This window comes from Streptomyces sp. NPDC088554, assembly GCF_044752945.1.
Taxonomy (GTDB): Bacteria; Actinomycetota; Actinomycetes; order Streptomycetales; family Streptomycetaceae; genus Streptomyces.
This window is the reverse complement of the sequence record NZ_JBIVMF010000002.1, coordinates 292,598-315,304: the sequence shown is the minus strand read 5'-3', so window position 1 is coordinate 315,304 and position 22,707 is coordinate 292,598. Positions and strand designations below refer to the sequence as shown.

17 protein-coding genes are annotated in these 22,707 nt (G+C 69.4%); 1 reads left to right on the top strand and 16 read right to left on the bottom strand.

Features of this window, described 5'->3' with window-relative positions; translation table 11 throughout:
- Positions 1–59 precede the first annotated feature (59 nt).
- The 5 genes from ACIP8W_RS03380 to ACIP8W_RS03360 all read right to left on the bottom strand — a co-directional run bounded on the left by ACIP8W_RS03380 (position 60) and on the right by ACIP8W_RS03360 (position 5,225).
- Positions 60–605, bottom strand: coding sequence for a GNAT family N-acetyltransferase (locus tag ACIP8W_RS03380; protein WP_401955700.1), 546 nt, complete (start codon positions 603–605; stop codon positions 60–62).
- A 1,621-nt stretch (positions 606–2,226) separates the two neighbouring features.
- Positions 2,227–2,772, bottom strand: a complete 546-nt coding sequence (locus tag ACIP8W_RS03375) for an HAD domain-containing protein (protein ID WP_402149531.1) — start codon at positions 2,770–2,772, stop codon at positions 2,227–2,229.
- 27 nt (positions 2,773–2,799) lie between these two features.
- Positions 2,800–3,468: a class I SAM-dependent methyltransferase gene (locus tag ACIP8W_RS03370; protein WP_402149529.1), complete on the bottom strand. Its 669-nt coding sequence runs from the start codon at positions 3,466–3,468 to the stop codon at positions 2,800–2,802.
- 1 nt (position 3,469) lies between these two features.
- Positions 3,470–4,387: an aminoglycoside phosphotransferase family protein gene (locus ACIP8W_RS03365; protein ID WP_402201775.1), complete on the bottom strand. Its 918-nt coding sequence runs from the start codon at positions 4,385–4,387 to the stop codon at positions 3,470–3,472.
- A gap of 91 nt (positions 4,388–4,478) precedes the next feature.
- The gene (locus tag ACIP8W_RS03360) at positions 4,479–5,225 is read right to left on the bottom strand and encodes a hypothetical protein (RefSeq protein WP_402201773.1); all 747 of its coding nucleotides are present in this window, start codon (positions 5,223–5,225) and stop codon (positions 4,479–4,481) included.
- A 193-nt stretch (positions 5,226–5,418) separates the two neighbouring features.
- Here ACIP8W_RS03360 and ACIP8W_RS03355 point away from each other — a divergent pair, with 193 nt between their 5' ends.
- Positions 5,419–6,762: a tetratricopeptide repeat protein gene (locus tag ACIP8W_RS03355; protein ID WP_401955695.1), complete on the top strand. Its 1,344-nt coding sequence runs from the start codon at positions 5,419–5,421 to the stop codon at positions 6,760–6,762.
- Positions 6,763–7,091: 329 nt separating this feature from the next.
- Here ACIP8W_RS03355 and ACIP8W_RS03350 read toward each other — a convergent pair whose 3' ends face one another.
- The 11 genes from ACIP8W_RS03350 to ACIP8W_RS03300 form a co-directional block, all read right to left on the bottom strand.
- The gene (locus ACIP8W_RS03350; RefSeq protein ID WP_402201771.1) at positions 7,092–9,017 is read right to left on the bottom strand and encodes a TIGR03960 family B12-binding radical SAM protein; all 1,926 of its coding nucleotides are present in this window, start codon (positions 9,015–9,017) and stop codon (positions 7,092–7,094) included.
- Positions 9,018–9,067: 50 nt separating this feature from the next.
- The gene (locus ACIP8W_RS03345) at positions 9,068–10,606 is read right to left on the bottom strand and encodes a CHAD domain-containing protein (protein WP_401955693.1); all 1,539 of its coding nucleotides are present in this window, start codon (positions 10,604–10,606) and stop codon (positions 9,068–9,070) included.
- A 49-nt stretch (positions 10,607–10,655) separates the two neighbouring features.
- Positions 10,656–11,855: a rod shape-determining protein RodA gene (gene rodA / locus ACIP8W_RS03340; RefSeq protein ID WP_401955692.1), complete on the bottom strand. Its 1,200-nt coding sequence runs from the start codon at positions 11,853–11,855 to the stop codon at positions 10,656–10,658.
- A gap of 4 nt (positions 11,856–11,859) precedes the next feature.
- A complete protein-coding gene (mrdA, locus tag ACIP8W_RS03335) occupies positions 11,860–14,034 on the bottom strand; it encodes a penicillin-binding protein 2 (protein ID WP_401955691.1) in 2,175 nt (724 codons plus the stop codon).
- 52 nt (positions 14,035–14,086) lie between these two features.
- Positions 14,087–14,755, bottom strand: a complete 669-nt coding sequence (gene mreD / locus ACIP8W_RS03330) for a rod shape-determining protein MreD (RefSeq protein WP_401955690.1) — start codon at positions 14,753–14,755, stop codon at positions 14,087–14,089.
- Positions 14,756–14,766: 11 nt separating this feature from the next.
- Positions 14,767–15,960: a rod shape-determining protein MreC gene (gene mreC, locus ACIP8W_RS03325; protein WP_402201768.1), complete on the bottom strand. Its 1,194-nt coding sequence runs from the start codon at positions 15,958–15,960 to the stop codon at positions 14,767–14,769.
- An 85-nt stretch (positions 15,961–16,045) separates the two neighbouring features.
- Positions 16,046–17,065: a rod shape-determining protein gene (locus ACIP8W_RS03320; RefSeq protein ID WP_401955775.1), complete on the bottom strand. Its 1,020-nt coding sequence runs from the start codon at positions 17,063–17,065 to the stop codon at positions 16,046–16,048.
- A gap of 247 nt (positions 17,066–17,312) precedes the next feature.
- Entirely contained in the window at positions 17,313–17,726 is a 414-nt protein-coding gene (ndk, locus tag ACIP8W_RS03315; protein ID WP_401955688.1) for a nucleoside-diphosphate kinase, read from the bottom strand.
- Between the two features lie 286 nt (positions 17,727–18,012).
- Positions 18,013–18,360, bottom strand: coding sequence for a DUF4233 domain-containing protein (locus ACIP8W_RS03310; protein WP_401955687.1), 348 nt, complete (start codon positions 18,358–18,360; stop codon positions 18,013–18,015).
- A gap of 4 nt (positions 18,361–18,364) precedes the next feature.
- Entirely contained in the window at positions 18,365–19,873 is a 1,509-nt protein-coding gene (locus ACIP8W_RS03305; RefSeq protein ID WP_401955686.1) for a bifunctional folylpolyglutamate synthase/dihydrofolate synthase, read from the bottom strand.
- Positions 19,874–19,982: 109 nt separating this feature from the next.
- Complete coding sequence (locus ACIP8W_RS03300) at positions 19,983–22,604, bottom strand: valine--tRNA ligase (RefSeq protein WP_401955685.1); 2,622 nt, start codon at positions 22,602–22,604, stop codon at positions 19,983–19,985.
- Positions 22,605–22,707: the final 103 nt, after the last annotated feature.

Sequence of the window (22,707 nt, the reverse complement as noted above, 5' to 3'; positions counted from 1 at the left end):
CCCGGTTCCTCAGCCTCGGGCGAACGTGGTACGACACCGGTCCGAGCCCCTCGGAGCCATCAGACCCCGGAGCCCGCCCCCGTCCCGATCCAGAAGCGCAGCTTCCCCCCACGCTCGTCCTCCAGCGCCCCGCCCGCCGCCTCGATCACCTTCCGTGAGGCGGTGTTCGTGGTGTCGCAGGTGACCAGGACGGAGGCGATGCCCAGCCCCCGGGCGACCGGCAGCGCCCCGGTGAGCATGGCGGTCGCGTATCCGCGCCGGCGGGCGGTGGGGCGTACGGCATAGCCGATATGGCCCCCCAGCTCGTGCAGGAACGGGTTGAGCCGGTGCCGGATGGCGAGGCGGCCCAGAAACGTATCCCCTTCGACGTACCAGAGGGTGGTGCACGGCACCCAGCCCTCGATGCGCGGGGTCTCCTCCAGCGGTTCGGCGTTCAGCCGGTCCACATAGACGGCGAACACGTCGGGCCGGTGCCAGGTCGCGGCGAACTCCTCCATCTCGTGAAGGAGCAGCGACCGCTCGGCCATGCCCTCTTCGACGAACTCCCTCATCGCGTCGAGGAAGGAGGCGTGGACCCGGACGTCCGGTGCGACGAGCTGCGGCATCGGACCATTGTGCGCCTGCCCGCGCCCGGATGCCGTTACGCGCGGACCCGGCCGCGACGTGCCGCGGCCGGGTCCGTACAACAAGCGCGTCCGTACAACAACGCGTTCCTACAGCGACGCGTCCCTGCGACAACGCGGGAGCGCCCTACTTCATCACCGTCAGCGGCAGCAGCTTCTTGCCCGTCGGGCCGATCTGAATCTCCGTGGCCAACTGCGGGCAGACAGAGACGGGCACGCGAGCTTCGGCCCGGGGAAGCTGGCCGCCCTGCTGGGCGAGAACGGCAAGGCCCTGTCCAAGCAGAGCGCGAACGCTGCGGTGAAGCGCGCCAAGGATCTCGACCTCGTCTCACCCCGGTCCGGTGTGCCGTGCCTTGTCCTGCCCGGCCACCTGTTTCAGAAGAGGAGCGGTGCCCCCGCGCCGTGCCGTATCCACACGGACCGGTGAGTACATCCCGCGCTTGTACCCAGTAAACGTCTGACGCCTACCGACATGGCCGCTGACCTGGGGAAACGTTCGTGTCTTCTCTATCTTGTTACCCCCTTCGGGGGAGCAGCGGCGAAGAGAAGAAAGGAATCAAGGCCCTGCCCAAGACGTAAGGCAGGAAGCGACTGTGCGGCCTTCGGCCGCCACCACGTAAGGAGACAACTCACTCTTGAGCAAGACCGAGACCAGCACAGACCATCGCCGTTGCGCTCACTGTGCCGACGTGCTGGCGGGCAAGCGCCCGCAGGCCCGCTACTGCGACTCGCGATGCAGGGACCAGGCGCGTCGACAGAGGGACCGTGAGGCGGGGCGTTCCTTGTACGTCCGCAAGGGCTACCCGAAGACCCGGCCGAACCGGCAGGTCTACAAGCCGGGGCACCGCTTCAACGAACTCGTACTCATCGAGCGGCGCGGCATCGTCAACGGCACTGAACGCGTCCTCTGCCGGTGCGACTGCGGCACCGAGCGGGAGTACAGCCTGAGCAACCTGGCCAACGGGGTAACGGTGCGCTGCTCGGATCGAAGCCAGCACGTCGACCCTCGGTACAAGGGAGACGACATCACGTACGACGGCGCACACAACCGCACCAAGGGACGGCGGGGCAGTGCCAGCCTGTACCGGTGCTGGAAGTGCGGAGCGCAAGCACAGGACTGGGCGTACTCCTACACGGACCCGAACGAGAAGCGCATGAGCCACGGCAGGGACGCGGGCAGGCCGTACACCACGGACCCGACTCGGAACCTGCCCCTGTGCCGCGCCTGTCACAAGCTGTTCGACTCGACCACCGCGCCACGCATGGTGGCCAGTGGGGTTGCGACGACCGCTAGAACTGAAGCATCACGTCGGGGGCCTCTGTCATGCGCGGGCATGGGCTCTCGCAGGAGAGGCCCGGACGGCCCCAGCCGGCCAGCTCTGCGAGAGAGGCCAGCACAGGGCTACGGGCGGTCAAGCGAGTGCAGGTTCCGAGTCCGGAACGGATTCCGCGGGAGTCCCTCTGAGCTCGGCGACGGTCGAGCGCTCGCCGTGAACAGCCAGGCCGAGCGCGGCAAAGCCGAGCAGGTGAAGCGCAGCCCAGCTCGCGGTAAGCACCGTGCCGAGTCGGTCACGGTCCGGGGGTGCCGCATGTCGGGCCGCCATCAAGCCGCCTCCCTCGTGGACACGAGCGTGGTGGCCCACTCCAGAGCCGTCGCGATGTGCTCGGGCTGGATGCCTACGTGCGGGGCGGGCTCGATGAGCAGGGTCGGGTTTCCGAACGTGGTCCGGTCGGCCGCCCACTGGTGGTCGAGGTGGGTGAAGTCGTCGTCGATCCACACGGCCGGAGCCGTGGCGAGCCAGTCTGCGACGTGGTTCCGCTTCCACAGGTAGCCGTCGGGGTGACTGGTCGTGATCGGCAGGTTGGGCAGCTCGATGTGTTCGAAGTCGGGCAGGCCCATGAGCGGGGCGATGACGCGGCGGGCATCCGCCCGCCAGCTCGTGCACCACACGGGCCGGACCAGTCCGGTGCCGATGGCGTCGGTGATGAGCTTGCCGTGGTCCGGGTTGAGCCAGACATCGAACGGCTTGGCCACGTCGTCAGTGGTGACCGTGTGGCGGGGATGAGTAGCAGGGGTAGCGCCGTCCGGCCCAGGGAACGGGATGAAGACGCCGTCTACGTCCAACAGTAAAAATGGGGCGTGGTGCATCGGGTGCCTCCCGGGTTCGGTCGGGTGTCAGGGCTTCCGTGCGGTGATGAGCAAGGTGGTCGGCCAGCGAGCGTCAGCCGGGGCGAAGAGGTTGTGCACTCCGGTGATCAGCAGTCCGGCGCGGTTGACCGCCCGCACCCAAGCGGCCGGGTCGATCTCCCACCGGTCAACCGTCGTGGCGGTTCCGTCCGACAGCGTCATGCGTTGACGGGTTCGGGGAGTGGCGGGGATGGTGCCGGTTCGCTGGGGGTGCGGGACGGAGAAGGCGAGCACGCCCTTGCGTCCGAGGCGGCGGGAGCAAGCGCCAAGCAACCTGGCCGGTTCGGCCAAGCCGATCGCTCCGAAGACCGAGACGATGGCATCCAGGCGTTCGCTCTCACGGGTGAGGTAGCCCAGAGCTCGGGAGTGGACGAACTCAGTTCCGTGGTGTCCGTAGTGGGCGCAGGCCCGTTGAACCTGCCCCTTGGATCGGTCCACTCCGGTGACCTTCGCGCCGAGGCTGGTCAGATGGGCGGCGTTGTGGCCGGGGCCGCACCCCAGTTCCACCACGCGCCGCCCTGCCAGGTCCTCGCCGAGGATCTCCACGCCGGGGCCGATGCCGGGGCGCTGCGTCCACTCCATCCGAGCGGGCGGTTCGAGGGGGCGCAGCGGGCCGTCTGCCAGGCGCTGGGCGGCGTGAGCGTCCCACACGTCCACGTCACGCCTCCAGCAGCCTGACGGCCGCGAGGAGGTGCTTGCGGACGACCCTGATGTAGACCGGGTCATCCTCGGGGTTGTTGACCCAGCGGAGCGCCTGCTCCATGAACCACTCACTCGCCCACACCCGATGCCAGCCCAGCGCCCACCGTTCGGCAGGCAGGCCGCCGCGCTCGGCAAGCGCGTCCTTGTCACCGCCAGCGTTCACGTACGCCTCGATGAAGGCGCGCAGCCTGGCCGGGTCAGGGTCGCCGGTGGTGCCGTGCCAGGACGCGAGGTCGAGGAGGCCGGGGCCGGTGAACGCACGGGCGAAGTCGAGCAACCGCCAACCGTCCTCGCCGATGTGCAGGCTGGTCGGGTGGAACTCGGAGTGCACCCACCCGAACGGGGCCAGCCCAGCACCGGTCGCCCGCTTCTCCGCCGACGCAGCGAGGGAGCCAAGCGCAAACGACAGTTCGGCGGTGTCCTCGTCCCAGCGGCCGGCATCCCGCAGGCGGCGCAGATGGCCGAGCGCCAACTCGGGCAGGGCGGCAAGCGCGTCCTCGTCCATCTCCCGGAGCGACGGGGCGGCGGGTGCCTGGTGCAGGGCGACAGCGGCCACGATGCCATCCGTGTCCTGCGCCTCTCGGACATCTTCGCCCAGGTCCTCGATGACCATGCCGAGGATGCCGTCTCGGACGATGGAGCCGATGACCTCCGGCACGGGGATGCCGGACAGGAGAGCGGCTCGAAGGATCTCGTCCTCCGTGGCGAACGGTTCGACGGCGTACTTGTAGATCGCGGTGCGCGTGTGCGGGGGAAAGCGCAAGCGCTCGACACCCGACATGTCCCACACCCGCATCTCTTCGCGAGTGGGGAGCGGCTGGCCGGTGCGGGCGCAGATGTCGGCGAGGATGGCGGCGGTGAGCTTGCTGTCCACGGGGGCGCTTCCGTTCCTTTGGGGGTCGGTCAGGGGGCCAGGCCCGGGGCGACAGCGCGCTTGCCACCCCGGGCCGGGATCAACGCTGGGATCAGGCGGCGGTCACCCGGTAGGACTCGACCTGCCCGATCCACTCGGCCTTCATCTCGGTGAGCTCCTTGCCGAACGTGGCCATCGACGCGCCGTAGGGGGCGACGACGCCGCCGGTCTGGTCGGGCTTGGACTGGCAGCCGTGAACCAGCCGACCGCCGAGCGCGGCGTGGGCCTTGATGCCCTCGATCCGGCGGTGCTCGTTGAACCACCCGCCGTGGTAGACCTCGTCCAGCATCTGGCCGCCCTCGTCGGAGAGGTCGAAGACCACGCCGGTCGCGGACGGGAAGAACCAGCACGGGCCCACGTTGGAGATGTGGCCGTCGAGCTCGACCTTGTTCAGGGCCATGAAGGTGGCCGCCTCGCGGAGCATCTTCAGGTGCTCGGCCGTGACGTCGGGCAGGCCGAGCGAGGCGAGGTGCTCGTCTCGGAACAGGTACGAGTACACCTGGTAGGCGATGGCCAGGACCTCGCCCGCGTCGCTGGTCGATCGGCCATGGGCCTTCACGAACTCCAGCGCCATCTGTTCGACGGTGGCGGTCTCGGTCTCGTCCGCGCTCAGCAGGCCGTCCGTCACGGTCTGCCAGTCGATGACGAGCCAGGTGTTCGCCTCGAACCGGAAGAAGTACTCGGCCGGGTCGAGGGTGATCTTCTTGCCGTCCACGGTGATACCGGGCAGGCGGTTCCAGCGCGGGTCGAACGCGTCGGGCAGTTCGACCGTAATCGTCGCGGTGTCGACGTTGGTCACCTGTGTCTCCGTTCCGGGCGGGGCGCAGCTCCGCTACGCCTGTCGGCTTGGCCGGCCACTCGGAGCGGGGGAGCTACTTGTCATCGCCCCGAGTGGCACGACCCTGAGTCAACAGGTGTGCGCTGGCCGTGAACATGGAAGGAGCCGGGCGGTACCTTGAAACCCTTGAAACCTGGCCCAGGGGGGCGGCCTCATGGCAGCACGCGAACGCACGCCGAACCACAAGCTCGCCGCTCTGTACGCCGAGACCCGCTGGAACCTCGGCGAGTTCGCACGTGCGGTCAACCGAGTCGGAACCGAGACCGGCCGCCGGTTGAAGTACGACGAGTCCGCCGTCTCCCACTGGTTATCCGGCACACGCCCCATGACCAAGTACCGGCCCGCCGTGCTGGAAGCCCTCACCCGCAAACTCGGCAGGCAGGTAACCGAGTTCGAAGCTGGCTTCGCCGATCAGCCCGACATCAAGCCCGAGGCGACGGATACCGTTGCAGGACTGATCGATCTCGGGAGCATGGACATGGACCCGTCTCGAAGGGGCGTACTCGCTGCGGGCCTGTACTCAGTCGCACTGACCATCCCCGGCTGGCCCGACGTACTCTCACGCTTCGAACAGATCAAGACCAACCCGCACGCCCGGATCGGCATGGCCGATGTCGAGTCCGTGGTAGCCATGACCGAGCGGATCAGTGAACTGGATGACCAGTTCGGCGGGCGCACCGCCCGGCCCATGGCCGCCGCTTTCATGGTGAACAACATCGCCCCGTACCTACAGGCCACAGCCTCCGACCCCGTACGCAAGGCCATGCTCTCGGCCGCTGCCGATCACCTCTACCTGACCGGGTACATGGCCGTAGACGAGCGCTTGGACATGCTCGGCCAGAGCTACTACACAAAGGCTCTGGAGTTGGCCGGCGCAGCCGGGGACCACCTCACGTACTGCACCACGCTGCGCGGCATGAGCGTGCAAGCGGTCGAACTCGGCCACGGCGCGGCGGCCTTGCGGTACGCAGACGCAGCGTCGGCCGCCTCCCCCGAAGCCGGACCGAGGATGCGGGCGTTCCTTGCCGGACAGCAGGCGCACGCCGCCGCACAGACCGGCGACCGGCGCGGGGCGTGGGCGATGCTCCGCGAGGCAGAGGTAGCCATGGAGAAGGCAGAGGCCAAGGCCAAGGCCCACGGCTCCTACGACCCCGCGTCCCTGAGCTACCACGTCTCCCAGGTCAGCTACGAACTCGGCGACCGCGAGGGTGCCATCCGTGCCCTTGAACAGTCCGAGAAGGTCAGGCCCACCGTGTACCGGCGGGCCAAGGTCCGGCACCGCTCGATGCTGGCCGAGTGGAAGCTACAGGCTGGTCGACTGGAGGAAGCAGTCCAGACCTGGCACCTGGCTCTCGACGACTACCCCCACGTCCAGTCCGGCCGTGCCGACGACCGGTTCCGCGCGATGCTCTCCGTCCTCCGCCCACACGCACGAAACCCGCACGTCCGTGAGCTGACCGAGCGCGCCCGCCCCTTGGCCACTGCACGTCGGACCTGAGCTTTAACCCGGCTGAGGCCGCACGCGGGCCTGTACCGCCCTGCGACGGCGCAGCGCCACCCCGGGGGCCAGCGAGGACCTAGAAGCGCCGCAGATGCACGGCGAGAGGCGTCCAGCGTTGTCGCTACCCGGACGCCTCTCGTCACCTGCCTACACCCACTCCACGTTCGGATCTCGGCGAGGAGCAGGGAGCGGCGTACGCCGCGCAGGACGAGACGCCTGCTCCCGCTCCCTCGTTCCGAGCCCTCGAAGGATCTCGGCGCGCTCTACCTCTGTCATTCCGGCGAGGGACTCAGCCATCCGCCGGGCGGCATCGCCGCTGGTCACGGCTACTTCTTGACCGTCAGCGGGAGCAGCTTCTTACCGCTCTCACTCAGTTGTGGCCATGTGTCGAACTGCGGGCAGACCCCGCAGTCGAAGCACGGCGTCCAGCGGCAGTCCTCGACCTCGGTCTCGTCGAGCGAGTCCTGCCAGTCCTCCCAGAGCCAGTCCTTGTCGAGGCCCGAGTCCAGGTGGTCCCAGGGCAGGACCTCTTCGTACGTCCGCTCGCGCGTCGTGTACCAGTCGACGTCCACGCCGAACTCGGGCAGCGCCTTCTCCGCGCTCGCCATCCAGCGGTCGTACGAGAAGTGTTCGCGCCAGCCGTCGAACCGGCCGCCGTCCTCGTACACCGCGCGGATGACCGCGCCGATCCGGCGGTCGCCGCGTGAGAGGAGGCCCTCGACGATGCCGGGCTTGCCGTCGTGGTAGCGGAAGCCGATGGAGCGGCCGTACTTCTTGTCGCCGCGGATCTTGTCGCGCAGCTTGACCAGCCGGGCGTCGGTCTCCTCGGCGCTCAGCTGGGGCGCCCACTGGAACGGGGTGTGCGGCTTGGGGACGAATCCGCCGATCGAGACCGTGCAGCGGATGTCGTTCTGGCCGGAGACCTTGCGGCCCTCGGCGATGACCTTGACCGCCATGTCACCGATCTGGAGGACGTCCTCGTCGGTTTCGGTGGGCAGGCCGCACATGAAGTACAGCTTCACCTGGCGCCAGCCGTTGCCGTACGCGGTGGAGACCGTACGGATCAGGTCCTCCTCCGAGACCATCTTGTTGATGACCTTGCGCAGCCGCTCGGAGCCGCCCTCGGGGGCGAAGGTCAGCCCCGACCTGCGGCCGTTGCGCGTCAGCTCGTTGGCGAGGTCGACGTTGAAGGCGTCGACGCGGGTGGACGGCAGCGAGAGCCCGATCTTGTCCGCTTCGTACCGGTCCGCGAGCCCCTTGGCGACGTCGGCGATCTCGGTGTGGTCGGCGGAGGACAGCGAGAGCAGCCCGACCTCCTCGAAGCCGGTCGCCTTGAGCCCCTTCTCGACCATCTCGCCGATGCCGGTGATGCTTCGCTCCCGCACGGGGCGCGTGATCATGCCGGCCTGGCAGAAACGGCAGCCGCGGGTACAGCCGCGGAAGATCTCCACGGACATCCGCTCGTGGACGGTCTCGGCGAGCGGGACGAGCGGCTGCTTGGGGTAGGGCCATTCGTCCAGGTCCATGACGGTGTGCTTGGACACCCGCCACGGCACGCCCGAGCGGTTGGGCACGACGCGGGAGATCCGGCCGTCCGCGAGGTACTCGACGTCGTAGAAGCCCGGCACGTAGACGCCACCGGTCCGGGCCAGCCGGAAGAGGACCTCCTCGCGCCCGCCGGGACGGCCCTCCGCCTTCCAGGCGCGGACGATCTCGGTGATCTCCAGGACCGCCTGTTCGCCGTCGCCGATGACCGCGCAGTCGATGAACTCCGCGATCGGCTCGGGGTTGAAGGCCGCGTGCCCGCCCGCGAGGACGATCGGGTGGTCGACGGTACGGTCCCGGGCGGCCAGCGGGATGCCCGCGAGGTCGAGCGCGGTGAGCATGTTCGTGTAGCCCAGCTCGGTGGAGAAGCTCAGCCCGAAGACGTCGAACGCGCCGACCGGCCGGTGGCTGTCCACGGTGAACTGCGGGACCTTGTGCTCGCGCATCAGCGCTTCGAGGTCGGGCCAGACGCTGTACGTGCGCTCCGCGAGGACGCCCTCGCGTTCGTTCAGTACCTCGTACAGGATCATGACGCCCTGGTTGGGCAGCCCGACCTCGTACGCGTCGGGGTACATCAGCGCCCAGCGCACGTCGGTGGAGTCCCACGGCTTGACCGTGGAGTTCAGCTCACCACCGACGTATTGGATCGGCTTCTGCACATGCGGGAGCAGGGCTTCGAGCTGCGGGAAGACCGATTCGGCAGACATCTCGCACTTCCATCGGCTGACAGGGATGACCATCCAGCGTACCCCGGCGGTCAGCCCTTCAGCGCCGCCCGGAGCCCCGGCTCCGATGCCCGCGCCCAGACCTCCGGCAGCTCCCGCTCCCGGCGTTCGGCCCGGGCGGCCTCCTGTCCGTACAGCAGCCCCCAGGTGAAGGCGGACTCCCCCGCGCCCTGTGCCTGCCCGCCGAGGGCCTTCAGGGCCTCGCGGGCGACCACGCTGTCCTGGTGGTCGCCGAGGACGGTCTGGATGTCCTTCATCCGTTCGGCGAACCGTTTGGCGGGCGCGCCGAGGACGGGCCGGGCCGCCTCGGCCGCGTACCGGGCGCGCTTGGCGGACTTGCGGGCGTTGTGGAAGGCCTCGTCGCGCCGCTCGCCGGGGGACAGCGCCAGCGCGTACCCGACCCGGTCCGCCAGCCGCCGGTAGTCCTTGAGGACGGCCCGCTCGAACACCTTCCGGGGGTCCGAGGCCGCGGCGGGCCGCAGCGGCGGGGCGGCGAGCAGCGCGTCGAGCCTGTCCAGCAGGGCGAGATAGCGCGCGCTGTCCAGCACGGCGACGGATCGGCTCCGCCCGCCCGTACGTCCCTGAGCGGCCCACTTCCCGGCGCGGCGGCGCACCGGTCCGAGGACCAGCGCCTCGGGCAGCGCGTCGATCCGGGCGCCGATCCGCTCGGCCAGCACCTCGTGGTCCCGGTCGACGCCCAGCTCCGCGGCGAGCCACTTCAGCTCCTCGCCGACCGGGTCGGTGACGGTCCGGTCGAGGACCTTCCCGTACGTACGGAACGCGGAGCGCAGCCTGCGGGTGGCGACCCGCAGCTGGTGCACGGAGTCCGGCAGGTCGCGGCGGACGGCGGGGTCCTGGTCGACGATCGCGGCGGTCTGGGTCCGCAGATAGGCCAGCACCCGGTCCCCGGCACTGGCCTGCCCCGGCTTCGGCTTCGGCTTCGGCTTCGGAGGAGGGACGCGGCCGGTCTCCGCCAACGCCCGGCCCAGCTTCGACGCCGCCGCCGCGGGCCGCAGCCCGGCCGCGTACAGCACCGTCTCCACCGCGTCGAGCAGCCCGGTGTCCTCGCCGGTGACCTGCTCCACCTCGACCTCGGTCCAGGAGGCGTCGGGGCCGTCGGGCAGCCGCCGGGCCCGGACGGCGTCCACGCTCACCTCGGCGAGCGGCTCGCCGCCCGCGCCGAGCAGGACCGACAGGTCGCGGGAGGAGCGCAGCCGTACGACGGGGAACAGCCCCGCGTCGCGGGTGCGGGAGCGGAGCAGCCCGGCCAGCTCGGGCGGGAGGGTGTCGGCGAGCGGCGCCCTGATCTCGTCGCGGATGCCGGTGGCGACGGGGAACTTGAGGTGCCAGCCCTCGTCGGCGCCGCCGGTCCTTCTGCGCAGGGTCAGCGCGTCGGCGGCCAGCCGCAGCCCGGCGGTGTCGTAGTAGACGGCGTCCAGCTCCACGACGCCCTCGGCGCGGACGGCGGACACGCCCTCGACGCCGGTCAGGTCGGGCACCCCGATGGCTTCTGCGGGCAGCTCGTACTTCCGCTCGATCTCCCGAACGGTGCCGACGCCGGTGTCTGACATACACCGAATGTACCGGGCGGGGCCGCTCCTGTGCAGTCCCCGCCCGCCATCAGGCGGTCAGCGGTCGCTGCACCCTGATCGACTGGAGCAGCCCGATCGCGATCCAGACCGCGAACATGGAGGTGCCGCCGTACGAGACGAACGGCAGGGGCAGCCCGGCCACCGGCATGATGCCGAGCGTCATCCCGATGTTCTCGAACGACTGGAACGCGAACCACGCGATGATCCCGGCGGCCACGACCGTCCCGTACAGCTCGGTCGTCTCACGGGCGATCCGGCAGGCGCGCCACATGATCACCCCGAGCAGCACCAGGATCAGCCCGGCGCCGAGGAAGCCCAGCTCCTCGCCCGCGACGGTGAAGACGAAGTCGGTCTGCTGCTCGGGCACGAACTGGCCGGTGGTCTGCGAGCCGTGGAAGAGCCCGGTGCCGGTGAGCCCGCCGGAGCCGATGGCGATCCTGGCCTGGTTGGTGTTGTAACCGACGCCCGCCGGGTCGAGGTTGGGGTTGGCGAAGGCCGCGAAGCGGTTGATCTGGTACTCGTCGAGCACCCCGAGCGCCGCGACCGCGACCGCGCCCGCCACACCCGCGCCGACCAGCCCGAAGATCCAGCGGTTGGAGGCGCCGGACGCGAGCAGCGCGCCGAGCACGATGACCGCCATGACCATGACCGAGCCGAGGTCCGGCATCAGCATGACGATGCCCATCGGGATGACCGCGAGGACCAGGGACTTGGCGACCGTGCGGTGATCGGGATGGAGCTGGTCGCCCGCGTCGACCCGGGCCGCCAGCACCATCGCCATCCCGAGGATGATCGTGATCTTGACGAACTCCGAGGGCTGGATGGTGAAGCCGCCGCCGACCACGATCCAGGAGTGCGCGCCGTTGATGGTCGCGCCGAGCGGGGTGAGCACGGCCAGGATCAGCAGGACGGAGAAGCCGTACAGCACCGGGACCGCGCTGCGCAGGGTGCGGTGGCCCAGCCAGATCGTGGCGGCCATCAGCGCGAAGCCGATGCCGGTGTTGAGGAGGTGGCGGAAGAGGAAGTAGTACGGGTCGCCCTGGTTCAGCTGGGTGCGGTTGCGGGTCGCCGACCAGACCAGCAGCGAGCCCAGGACCGACAGCGCCAGCGCCGAGAACAGCAACGGCCAGTCGAGCCTGCGCACCATCGAGTCACGGGCGGTGAGCCTGGCCCACGTACCGCGCTCGGGGCCGTAGCCGGAGACGGAGAAAGAACTTGTGCCGGCCATCGGCTCAGTCCCTCCGTCCGGTGGCGGCGGGCGCGCCCGCGAGGCCCTGCTCGCCCGCCGGGACTTCCTTCACCGGCTCGTACGGCCTGATCTTCGGGGCGTCGATCGACCCGTCCGGCTGGATCGTGGGCAGCGCCACGCGCGGGGTGGGCATCAGCGCCTTCTTCACGTCCTGCTTGCCCTCCTTGTCGAGCCCGTACATCGCCTCGTAGATCTTGCGGACCGCGGGCCCGGAGGCGCCGGATCCCGTACCGCCCTGGGAGATCGTCATGACGATCGTGTAGTCCTTGGTGTACGAGGCGAACCACGAGGTCGTCTGCTTGCCGTAGACCTCGGCGGTGCCCGTCTTGGCGTGCATCGGGATCTTGTCCTGCGGCCAGCCGCCGAATCGCCAGGCGGCCGAGCCGCGGGTGGCGACACCCGCGAGGGCTTCGTCTATCTCGTCGCGCGTGGCCTTGTTCATGGGGAGCTTGCCGTGCGACTTGGGCGCGATCTCCTGGATCCGCTTGCCGTCGGCGCTGATGACGGCCTTGCCGACGGTGGGGTTGTAGAGGGTGCCGCCGTTGGCGATGGCCGAGTAGATGGTGGCCATCTGGATCGGGGTGACGAGGGTGTCGCCCTGGCCGATCGAGTAGTTGACGGAGTCACCGGCGCGCATCAGATTGCCTTCGAGGCAGCCCTCGTAGGCGAGCTGCTCGACGTAGGTGCCGCCCTTCTTCCCCTGCTTGCACCAGCCGGCCTTGTTGGCCTCCCAGAAGTTCTGCTTCCACTGACGGTCCGGGACGCGTCCGCTGACCTCGTTGGGGAGGTCGATGCCGGTCTCCTTGCCGAGGCCGAACTGATGGGCGGTCGTGTAGAACCAGTTGTGGGCGGCCTTCTTGGGCTTGGTGCCGCCGTCCTTCTGCCACTCCTTGTGCGCGAGACCGTAGAACACGGTGTCGCAGGAGACTTCGAGGGCCTTGCCGAGCGTGATGGAGCCGTAGCCCTTGGACTCGAAGTTCTTGAAGACCTGACTGCCGACGCTGTACGAACTGGGGCAGGGGTAGTTGCCGTTGAACGGGTATCCGGCGTTGACGGCGGCGGTCGACGAGACGACCTTGAAGATCGAGCCGGGGGCCGCCTGGCCCTGGATGGCCCGGTTGAGCAGCGGGAAGTTGGACTTCTTGCCGGTGAGCCTGGCGTAGTCCTTGGCGGAGATCCCGCCGACCCAGGAGTTGGGGTCGTAGGTCGGCTGGGAGGCCATCGCGACGACCCGGCCGGTCCTGGTCTCCATGACGACGACGGCTCCGGAGTCCGCCTTGTAGTTCTCGTTGGTGTTGCGGTCCATCTCCTTGCGGGCGGCCTTCATGGCCTCGTTCAGCTCGTACTCGCTGACGGCCTGCACACGCGCGTCGATGGAGGTGACGACATTGGCGCCGGGCTCGGCCTTGTCGCTCTTGGCCTCGCCGATGACCCGGCCCAGGTTGTCGACCTCGTACCGGGTGACCCCGGCCTTGCCGCGCAGCTGCTTGTCGTACGTACGCTCAAGGCCGGAGCGTCCCACCTGGTCCGAGCGGAGGTACGGCGACTCGGTGTCCTGCGCCTTGGTGATCTCGTCGTCGGTGACGGGCGAGAGATAGCCGAGCACCTGGGCGGTGTTGGCCAGTCCGGGTGCGGTGTAGCGGCGTACGGCGGTGGGCTCGGCGGTGATCCCGGGGAAGTCCTCGGCACGCTCGCGGATCTGCAGGGCCTGCTGGGTGGTGGCCTCGTCGGTGACGGGGATCGGCTGGTAGGGCGAACCGTTCCAGCAGGGCTTGGGGGTCTGGGAGTCGCAGAGCCTCACCTTGTTGATGACCTCGTCGGGCTTCATCCCGAGAACATCGGCGAGCCGGGTCAGTACGGCCCTGCCGTCGTCCTTCATCTTTATGAGGTCGGTACGGCTGGCGGAGACGACGAGCCGCGTCTCGTTGTCGGCGAGCGGGACGCCCCGCGTGTCGAGGATCGAGCCGCGCACGGCCGGCTGGACGACCTGCTGGACGTGGTTGTTCTTGGCCTCGTCGGTGTACTCCTGGCCGTTGCGGACCTGGAGGTACCAGAGGCGCCCGCCGAGGGTGAGGAGCAGGGAGAAGACCAGGACCTGGATGACGACGAGCCGGATCTGGACCCGGGGGGTCCGCCCGGTCTCGGGAATATTGCTCATGAGTGCGAAGCGCCCCTCGTGGGAAGGGTGGTGGCGGGCGGCGGGAGGGGGCTCACAGACGCTTGACCCCCTTGATGCGTCCGGCTCTGTTCGCGCGGTTCCTGGCGGCCTTGACGCGCAGTCCGCCGCGCTGGTCGCCGATGCGCAGACCGGTGCCCCCGGCGATCCAGCCGGCGGCGACATCGCCCGCGCCGCCGTCCCTGGAGTCGGCGAGCGGGTCGTTGTCGGCGCGTCTGGCCAGCCACATGATCAGCGGGACGGTGAACGGCGCGAGCAGCAGGTCGTAGACCGCGGCGGTCAGCATCAGCCCGGAGAGGCCCACATGGCGGGCGGCGGTGTCACCGACGAGGGCGCCCACCCCCGCGTACAGCAGGGTCGAGCCGACCGCCGCGGCGACCACCGCGGTCATCGGCACGATCGCCGATCTGATCTGCCCGTTCTCGGGGCGGACCAGGCCCGCCAGATAGCCGATCAGACAGAGCACCAGGGCGTAGCGTCCGGCGGCGTGGTCGGCGGGCGGCGCCAGGTCGGCCAGCAGTCCGGCGCCGAAGCCGATGAGCGCGCCGCTGACATGGCCGTACACGAAGGCCAGCGCCAGGACGACGAGGAGCATCAGATCGGGGACGGCACCGGGCAGCTGGAGCCGGGCGAGAACGGACACCTGGATGACCAGGGCTGCCACGACCAGTGTGGCGGAGAGCAGAATCCGGTTGAAGCGCATGGGGATCAGCCCTACTCCTGCTCGTCTGCTGGGCCGTTGGCGGCGCCGTTTCCGTTGCCGTCGGCGTTTCCGTTGCCGTCGGCGTTTCCGTTGGCGTTCCCGTTGGCGTTTCCGTTGACGTTGGCGTTGGGATCGGCGTTTACGTCGGGAGAGGCACCGGCGTCGGCGTTGGCATTGGCATTGGGGACCGCATTGGGATCGGCGTTGGGGACTGCGTTGCCATTGGCGGTACCGGCCGCGTCGCCGAGGGCGTTCGGGTCGGCCTGGCCGTTGACCGCGAGGTTCTCATCGACGTTGGGCGACGGGGTGACCGTGACGGTAACGGTCGGTGTCGGTACGGGCTTCGGCTTGGGCGGCAGCACGGTGTCCCGGGGGTCCTCCCGGGGCGCCTCGACGACGACGCCGACGATGTCGAGCTTGGTGAAGCCGACGAAGGGCCGTACGAAGAGGGTACGGGTGAGGTCGCCGCCGGACGGGTCCACCCGGACGACCTCGCCGACCGGCACGCCGGGCACGAAGGGCCGGTCCTTGCTGGACCCGAAGGTGACCAGCCGGTCACCCTTCTTGATCTTGGCCTTGCCGTTGAGCAGCTGTACGGAGAGCGGACGGTCGCCCTGGCCGGTGGCGAAGCCCAGCTCGTCGCTGCCCTCCATCCGGGTGCCGACGGTGAAGCGCGGGTCGTTGGCGAGCAGCACGGTCGAGGTGCGGGGGCCGACGGTGGTGACCCGGCCGACCAGACCGTCGCCGTTGATGACGGTCATGTCGCGCCGGATACCGTCGGCGCGGCCGATGTCGAGGGTGACCGTCCAGGAGAAGCCCTGGGCCGCCCCTATGGCGATGACCTGGGCGCCCTTGATCCCGTACTGACCGGCGCCGGCTCTCTTGAGCATCTTGTCCAGTTCGCGCACCCGGCTGCGGTTGCGGTCGTCGCTGCCGAGCCGCTGCTTCAGCTCGGTGTTCTCCCGCTGGAGGGCGGCGATGCGGTTGTGCCGCGTACCGGAGTCCCGGACCGCTCCTATCGCGTTGCCGACCGGGTTGACCACGGAGGCCACACCGTTCTCCACCGGGCCGAAGGCCGCCGCGGCGGCCCGCCGCGCGCCGTCGACCGGGGAGTCCTCACCACCGCGGATATCCACGGTGATCAGTGCGAACGCGATGGCGATCAGCAGCACCAGGAGCAAACGGCTCTCTCGGGTGTCCCTCACGTGCGGCGGCCGTGCCTTCCTCGTAGGAATGAGTCTGACTGTGTCTCAACGATCCGCCGCACCAGAAGTCAGCCCCGCCGTGGGATCACCGGCGCGGCTGCGCGTCCAGCACCTGCTGGAGCGCCTCGAATTCCTCGACGCACTTTCCGGAGCCGAGCGCGACGGAGTCCAGCGGATCCTCGGCGATATGGATGGGCATCCCGGTCTCCCGCCGCAACCGCTCGTCGAGACCGCGCAGCAGGGCGCCGCCTCCGGTGAGCACGATGCCACGGTCCATCACATCGCCGGACAGCTCGGGCGGGCACTTGTCGAGCGTGGTCTTGACCGCGTCGACGATCGCGTTGACCGGCTCCTCGATGGCCTTGCGGACCTCGGCGGCGGAGATGACCACGGTCTTGGGCAGCCCGGAGACCAGGTCGCGGCCACGGATCTCGGTGTGCTCGTCCTTGTCCAGGTCGAACGCCGAACCGATGGTGATCTTGATGCTCTCGGCGGTCCGCTCGCCCAGGAGGAGGGAGTACTCCTTCTTGACGTGCTGGATGATCGCGTTGTCCAGCTCGTCACCGGCCACCCGGATGGACTGGGCCGTGACGATACCGCCGAGCGAGATCACCGCGACCTCGGTGGTGCCGCCGCCGATGTCGACGACCATGTTGCCGGTCGCCTCATGGACGGGCAGCCCGGCGCCGATGGCCGCCGCCATGGGCTCCTCGATGATGTGCACCTGACGCGCGCCGGCCTGTGTGGACGCCTCGATGACGGCACGGCGCTCGACCCCGGTGATACCGGAGGGCACACAGACGACCACCCGGGGACGGGCCAGATAACGGCGCTTATGGATCTTGAGAATGAAGTAGCGCAGCATGCGCTCGGTGATCTCGAAGTCGGCGATCACGCCGTCCTTCAGTGGCCGGACGGCGACAATGTTGCCGGGTGTCCGGCCGATCATCTTCTTCGCCTCGGAGCCGACAGCGAGAATGCCGCCCGTGTTGGTGTTGATGGCGACCACGGACGGCTCGTTGAGTACGATGCCCCGGCCCCTGACGTACACCAGCGTGTTGGCGGTCCCGAGGTCGACAGCCATGTCACGGCCGATGAACGACATGTTGTTCCCCATGAGGATGCGTCTGGCCTTCCCAAGCGTTGATGGCTTTTCAGGATGGCGAGGTGGGTGCGTTGACTGGAGGTTTCCATCGTAGTGCCGCCGGTACGGCAACGGCGCGCTGGCCCACCTCAGTAAGGGTGACGAAGTGTCGGACCGATGCGTTCCCGGAAGTGTCTTATATATGCCCGAAGGCGACCGAATTCCTTCGGTCGCCCCAGGGCATCAGCGCCGTTTGGCTGACACCCGATCAGGAAAGTCCCGGGAAGAAGATCTTCAGTTCCCGAATGGCGGACTCCTCCGAGTCCGAGGCGTGGATCAGGTTCTCCCGGACGATCGTCCCGAAGTCCCCCCGGATGGACCCGGGGGCCGCGGCGATCGGGTCGGTGGGACCGGCGAGCGTACGGATTCCCTCGATGACCCGCTCACCGTCGACGACCAGGGCGACGACCGGACCCGAGGCCATGAACGCGACCAGCGGCTCGTAGAACGGCTTCCCCTTGTGCTCGCCGTAGTGCTGCTCCAGCGTGTCCTGGTCGAGCGTGCGCAACTCCAGCGCGCTGATGGTCCAGCCCGCCTTGCGCTCGATACGGCCGATGATCTCGCCCACGAGTCCGCGCCGGACGGCGTCGGGCTTGAGGAGAACGAGAGTGCGCTGGGTCATGTGTGCGGCTCCTTGCAGGCATATGAGTGCGGTGGGGTGAGATTACCGGCACCCACCACACCCCCCACACCCGGACCGGCCTCACCCCACCCAGGGGTCTCGTTCGGATCCGGCCGGGCTCGCGTGCCCTGGTGCCGCACCTCGCGGCGTCGTCGGCGGTCGCCGACTCCCCCACAGCCTCAAGGGCGTGGGAGGGAACCCCACCGCGTCGGCTCCCCCTCCGCCGTGCGATCCACCCGGCGCCGGACCCCGGCTCCCTGATCCGGCCGGATCCAAACGAAGGCCCCTAGTCCGCCGCCGCCTGCGCCTGCGCGGCCCAGCGCGCCTTCGCCTCGTCGATCCTGCGGCCGTAGTGGACCGAGGCCCACCACAGCGCCCCGAAGATCAGCCCCAGCACGAACATCGCGGGGACCACGAAGCCGCTCGCGACCAGCAGGACCTGGAGGCCCCAGCCGAGCTGCACCCCGCCGGGGCGGGTGATCATCCCGCAGAGCAGCACGGACAGCAGCATGCCGATGCCGCAGACCGTCCAGACCGTCCCCATCGACAGATCGTCGGACTTCATCGCGACGAGACCGGCGAAGCCGATCACGAAGAACTCACCGATCAGGGTCGAAGCACAGAGCGTACGCACGGTGTCAGCGCCTCCTCTGGAACAGCAGCCGGGCCTCGCCGACCGTGATCACCGAACCGGTCACCAGCACCCCGGCCCCCGCGAACTCCGCGTCCTCCTCGGCGAGCGTGATCGCCGCCTCCAGCGCGTCGTCGAGCCGCGCCTCGACCTGCACCCGGTCGTCGCCGAAGATCTCGACGGCCACCGCGGCCAGCTCGTCCACGTCCATCGCGCGATGGCTGGAGTTCCGCGTGATCACGACCTCCGTACAGAGGGGCTCCAGTGCTTCGAGCACCCCCCGGACGTCCTTGCCCTCGCTGGAGCCGACCACGCCGATCAGCTTGCTGAAGCCGAAGGACTCGGCGAGGGCGTCGGCCGCCGCGCGGGCCCCGGCCGGGTTGTGCGCGGCGTCGAGCACCACGGTCGGCGAGCTCCGGACGACCTCCAGCCGGCCCGGTGAGGTGACCGAGGCGAACGCCTTGCGGACCGTGTCCATGTCCAGCGGACGGGCGTGCTCGGCGCCGATGCCGAAGAACGCCTCCACCGCGGCGAGCGCCACCGCCGCGTTGTGCGCCTGGTGCGCGCCGTACAGCGGGAGGAAGACCTGTTCGTACTCACCGCCGAGGCCGCGCAGGGTCAGCAGCTGGCCGCCGACCGCGATCTCGCGGGCGACCACCCCGAACTCCATGCCCGCGCGGGCGACCGTCGCGTCCACGTCGACGGCCTTCTTCAGCAACACCTGGGCGGCGTCCACCGGCTGCTGCGCCAGGATGACCGTCGCGCCGCGCTTGATGATCCCGGCCTTCTCGACGGCGATCTCGCCCGCCGTCGTACCGAGCCGGTCCGTGTGGTCCAGATCGATCGGGGTGACGACGGCGACCGAGGCGTCGATGACGTTCGTCGCGTCCCAGCTGCCGCCCATGCCGACCTCGATGACGGCGGCGTCCACGGGGGCGTCCGCGAAGGTCGCGTACGCCATACCGGTCAGCACCTCGAAGAAGGAGAGCCGGAACTCCCGCTGGGCGTCGACCATCTCGACGTACGGCTTGATGTCTCCGTACGCCTCGATGAACCGCTCGGCGGAGATCGGCGCGCCGTCCAGGCTGATGCGCTCGGTGACCGACTGGACATGGGGGCTGGTGTACCGGCCGGTGCGCAGCTCGAAGGCGCTGAGCAGGGCCTCGATCATGCGGGCCGTGGAGGTCTTGCCGTTGGTCCCGGTGATGTGGATCGTCGGGTAGGCGCGCTGGGGGTCCCCCAGCACATCCATCAGCGCCTGGATCCTCTCCACCGAGGGATCGAGCTTCGTCTCGCCCCAGCGCCCCGCCAGCTCCTGCTCGACGGCGCGCAGCGCCTTGTCCACCTCCGGGTCCTCGGGGCGCGCCGGAACATCGTCGCCCCGCGCGGGACCGGCCTGGGTGCGCAGGGTACGGCTGCCCGCCTCGATCACCGCGAGGTCGGGGTCGCGGTGCGTCTCGGCGGCGACGATCGCGTCGAAATCGTCGGGCTGGCTGGAAGGACGGTGTCGGCTCACGGGCCCAGTCTACGGAGCACCACCGACACCGGCTCCGGCGCTCCCCCGGCCGTACATACGGAACCCCCTCGACCAGCGAGGTCGAGGGGGTTCCATGAGCAGGCGGGCGTCAGCCCCGGGGCAGCGCAGCCACCTGTGCGGTGATGCGTTCGATGTCCGTCTCGGCCTTGGTGAGCCGGGCGCGGATCTTGTCGACGACCTGGTCCGGGGCCTTGGCGAGGAACGCCTCGTTGCCGAGCTTCGCCTCCGCCTGGGCCTTCTCCTTCTCGGCGGCGCCCAGGTCCTTCGTCAGGCGCTTGCGCTCCGCCTCGACGTCGATCGTGCCGGACAGGTCCAGCTCCACCGCGGCCCCGGCGACCGGCAGGGTCGCGGTGGCGTGGAAGCCGTCCTCCGCCGGCTGGAGCCTCAGCACCTGGCGGATGGCCGGCTCGTGCGCGGCCAGCGAGGTGCCCGACAGATCGAGCCGGGCCGGGACCTTCTGGCCGGGCTGGAGGCCCTGGTCGGCGCGGAAGCGGCGGACCTCGGTGATCACCTGCTGGAGGTTCTCGATCTCGCGCTCGGCCGCCGGGTCGCGGAAGCCGCTGTCCGTCGGCCAGTCCGCGATGACCACGGACTCCTTGCCGGTGAGCGTCGTCCACAGCGTCTCGGTGACGAAGGGGACGATGGGGTGCAGCAGCCGCAGGGTGACATCGAGGACCTCGCCGAGGACCCGTCCGGAGACCTTCGCGGGCTCGCCGCCCTCGAAGAAGGACGTCTTGGACAGCTCGACGTACCAGTCGAAGACCTCGTCCCACGCGAAGTGGAAGAGGGCGTCGGAGAGCTTCGCGAACTGGTAGTCGTCGTAGAGCGCGTCGACTTCCGCGACCACGGTGTTCAGCCGGGAGAGGACCCACCGGTCGGTGGCGGACATCGCGTCCGCGTCGGGCAGCGGGCCCTCGACGGTCGCGCCGTTCATCATCGCGAAGCGCGTCGCGTTCCAGATCTTGTTGGCGAAGTTGCGGGAGCCCTGGACCCAGTCCTCGCCGATCGGCACGTCGACGCCCGGGTTGGCGCCGCGCGCCAGGGTGAAACGGACCGCGTCGGAGCCGTACTTGTCCATCCAGTCCAGCGGATTGACCGCGTTGCCGAAGGACTTCGACATCTTCTTGCCGAACTGGTCGCGGACCATGCCGTGCAGCACGATCGTGTGGAACGGCGGGGTGCCGTCCATCGCGTACAGGCCGAACATCATCATCCGGGCGACCCAGAAGAACAGGATGTCGTAGCCGGTGACCAGGACCGAGTTCGGATAGAACTTCTCGACGCTCCCGGTCTGTTCGGGCCAGCCGAGCGTGGAGAACGGCCACAGCCCGGACGAGAACCAGGTGTCCAGGACGTCCGTGTCCTGCGTCCAGCCCTCGCCGGTGGGGGCCTCGTCGTCGGGGCCGACGCACACGGTCTCGCCGTTCGGGCCGTACCAGACGGGGATGCGGTGTCCCCACCACAGCTGCCGCGAGATGCACCAGTCGCGGAGGTTGTCGACCCAGCCGAAGTAGCGGGGCTCCATCTCCTTCGGGTGGATCGCGACCTTCCCGTCACGGACCGCGTCGCCCGCGGCCTTCGCCAGCGGATCGACCTTGACCCACCACTGCATGGACAGCCGGGGCTCGATGGTCGTCTTGCAGCGCGAGCAGTGCCCGACGGAGTGGTTGTACGGGCGCTTCTCGGCGACGATACGGCCCTCGGCACGCAGCGCGGCGACGATGGCGCTGCGGGCCTCCAGCCGGTCGAGTCCCTGGAACGGGCCCGGGACGGTGATGACGGCGCGCTCGTCCATGACCGCGATGTTCGGCAGGTCGTGGCGGCGGCCGATCTCGAAGTCGTTCGGGTCGTGCGCCGGGGTCACCTTGACCGCGCCCGTACCGAACTCGGGGTCGACGTGCGCGTCCGCGACGACCGGGATCGTACGGTCGGTGAGCGGCAGCTTGATCTGCCGGCCGATCAGGTGCGCGTACCGCTCGTCGTCCGGGTGGACGGCGACGGCCGTGTCACCGAGCATCGTCTCGGCGCGGGTGGTCGCGACGACGACGGAGTCCTCGCCGTCGCCGTACTTCAGCGAGACCAGCTCGCCGTCGTCGTCCTGGTACTCGACCTCGATGTCGGAGATCGCGGTGAGACAGCGCGGGCACCAGTTGATGATGCGCTCGGCGCGGTAGATCAGCTCGTCGTCGTAGAGCCGCTTGAAGATCGTCTGGACGGCCTTGGAGAGTCCCTCGTCCATCGTGAAGCGCTCACGGGACCAGTCGACGCCGTCGCCGAGGCGGCGCATCTGCCCGGAGATCTGGCCGCCGGACTCTTCCTTCCACTTCCAGACCCGCTCGACGAACGCCTCGCGGCCCAGGTCGTGGCGGGACTTGCCCTCCTTGGCCAGCTCGCGCTCGACGACGTTCTGCGTGGCGATGCCCGCGTGGTCCATGCCGGGCTGCCACAGCGTCTCGTACCCCTGCATGCGCTTGCGGCGGGTGAGGGCGTCGATCAGGGTGTGCTCGAAGGCGTGGCCCAGGTGCAGGCTTCCGGTGACGTTCGGCGGGGGGATGACGACGGTGAACGGGTCCCTGTCGCTCTTCTCGTCCGCCTCGAAGTAACCACGCTCTACCCAGCGCTCGTACAGCTTCCCCTCTACCTCGGCCGGAACGTACTGGGTCGGCAGTTCGGGGTTGCTGGCTGGCTGCTGCTGAGTGTTCTCGGTCACGGGACCCAGTTTAGGGGTGTCACGGCCGTGTATTGAACCGGGATATTACGTAACGGTGCGGCCCCCGGCGGCTCGCGGCCGGGACTCTTCCGTCAGGATGTTC

Coding starts and splice junctions, on each gene's coding strand:
- ACIP8W_RS03350 (WP_402201771.1), bottom strand. CDS start 9,017: ATGTCTGCCGAATCGGTCTTCCCGCAGCTCGAAGCCCTGCTCCCGCAT.
- mreD (WP_401955690.1), bottom strand. CDS start 14,755: ATGCGCTTCAACCGGATTCTGCTCTCCGCCACACTGGTCGTGGCAGCC.
- ndk (WP_401955688.1), bottom strand. CDS start 17,726: ATGACCCAGCGCACTCTCGTTCTCCTCAAGCCCGACGCCGTCCGGCGC.
- ACIP8W_RS03380 (WP_401955700.1), bottom strand. CDS start 605: ATGCCGCAGCTCGTCGCACCGGACGTCCGGGTCCACGCCTCCTTCCTC.
- ACIP8W_RS03320 (WP_401955775.1), bottom strand. CDS start 17,065: ATGTCGTTCATCGGCCGTGACATGGCTGTCGACCTCGGGACCGCCAAC.
- ACIP8W_RS03345 (WP_401955693.1), bottom strand. CDS start 10,606: ATGTCAGACACCGGCGTCGGCACCGTTCGGGAGATCGAGCGGAAGTAC.
- ACIP8W_RS03375 (WP_402149531.1), bottom strand. CDS start 2,772: ATGCACCACGCCCCATTTTTACTGTTGGACGTAGACGGCGTCTTCATC.
- mrdA (WP_401955691.1), bottom strand. CDS start 14,034: ATGAGCAATATTCCCGAGACCGGGCGGACCCCCCGGGTCCAGATCCGG.
- ACIP8W_RS03355 (WP_401955695.1), top strand. CDS start 5,419: ATGGCAGCACGCGAACGCACGCCGAACCACAAGCTCGCCGCTCTGTAC.
- rodA (WP_401955692.1), bottom strand. CDS start 11,855: ATGGCCGGCACAAGTTCTTTCTCCGTCTCCGGCTACGGCCCCGAGCGC.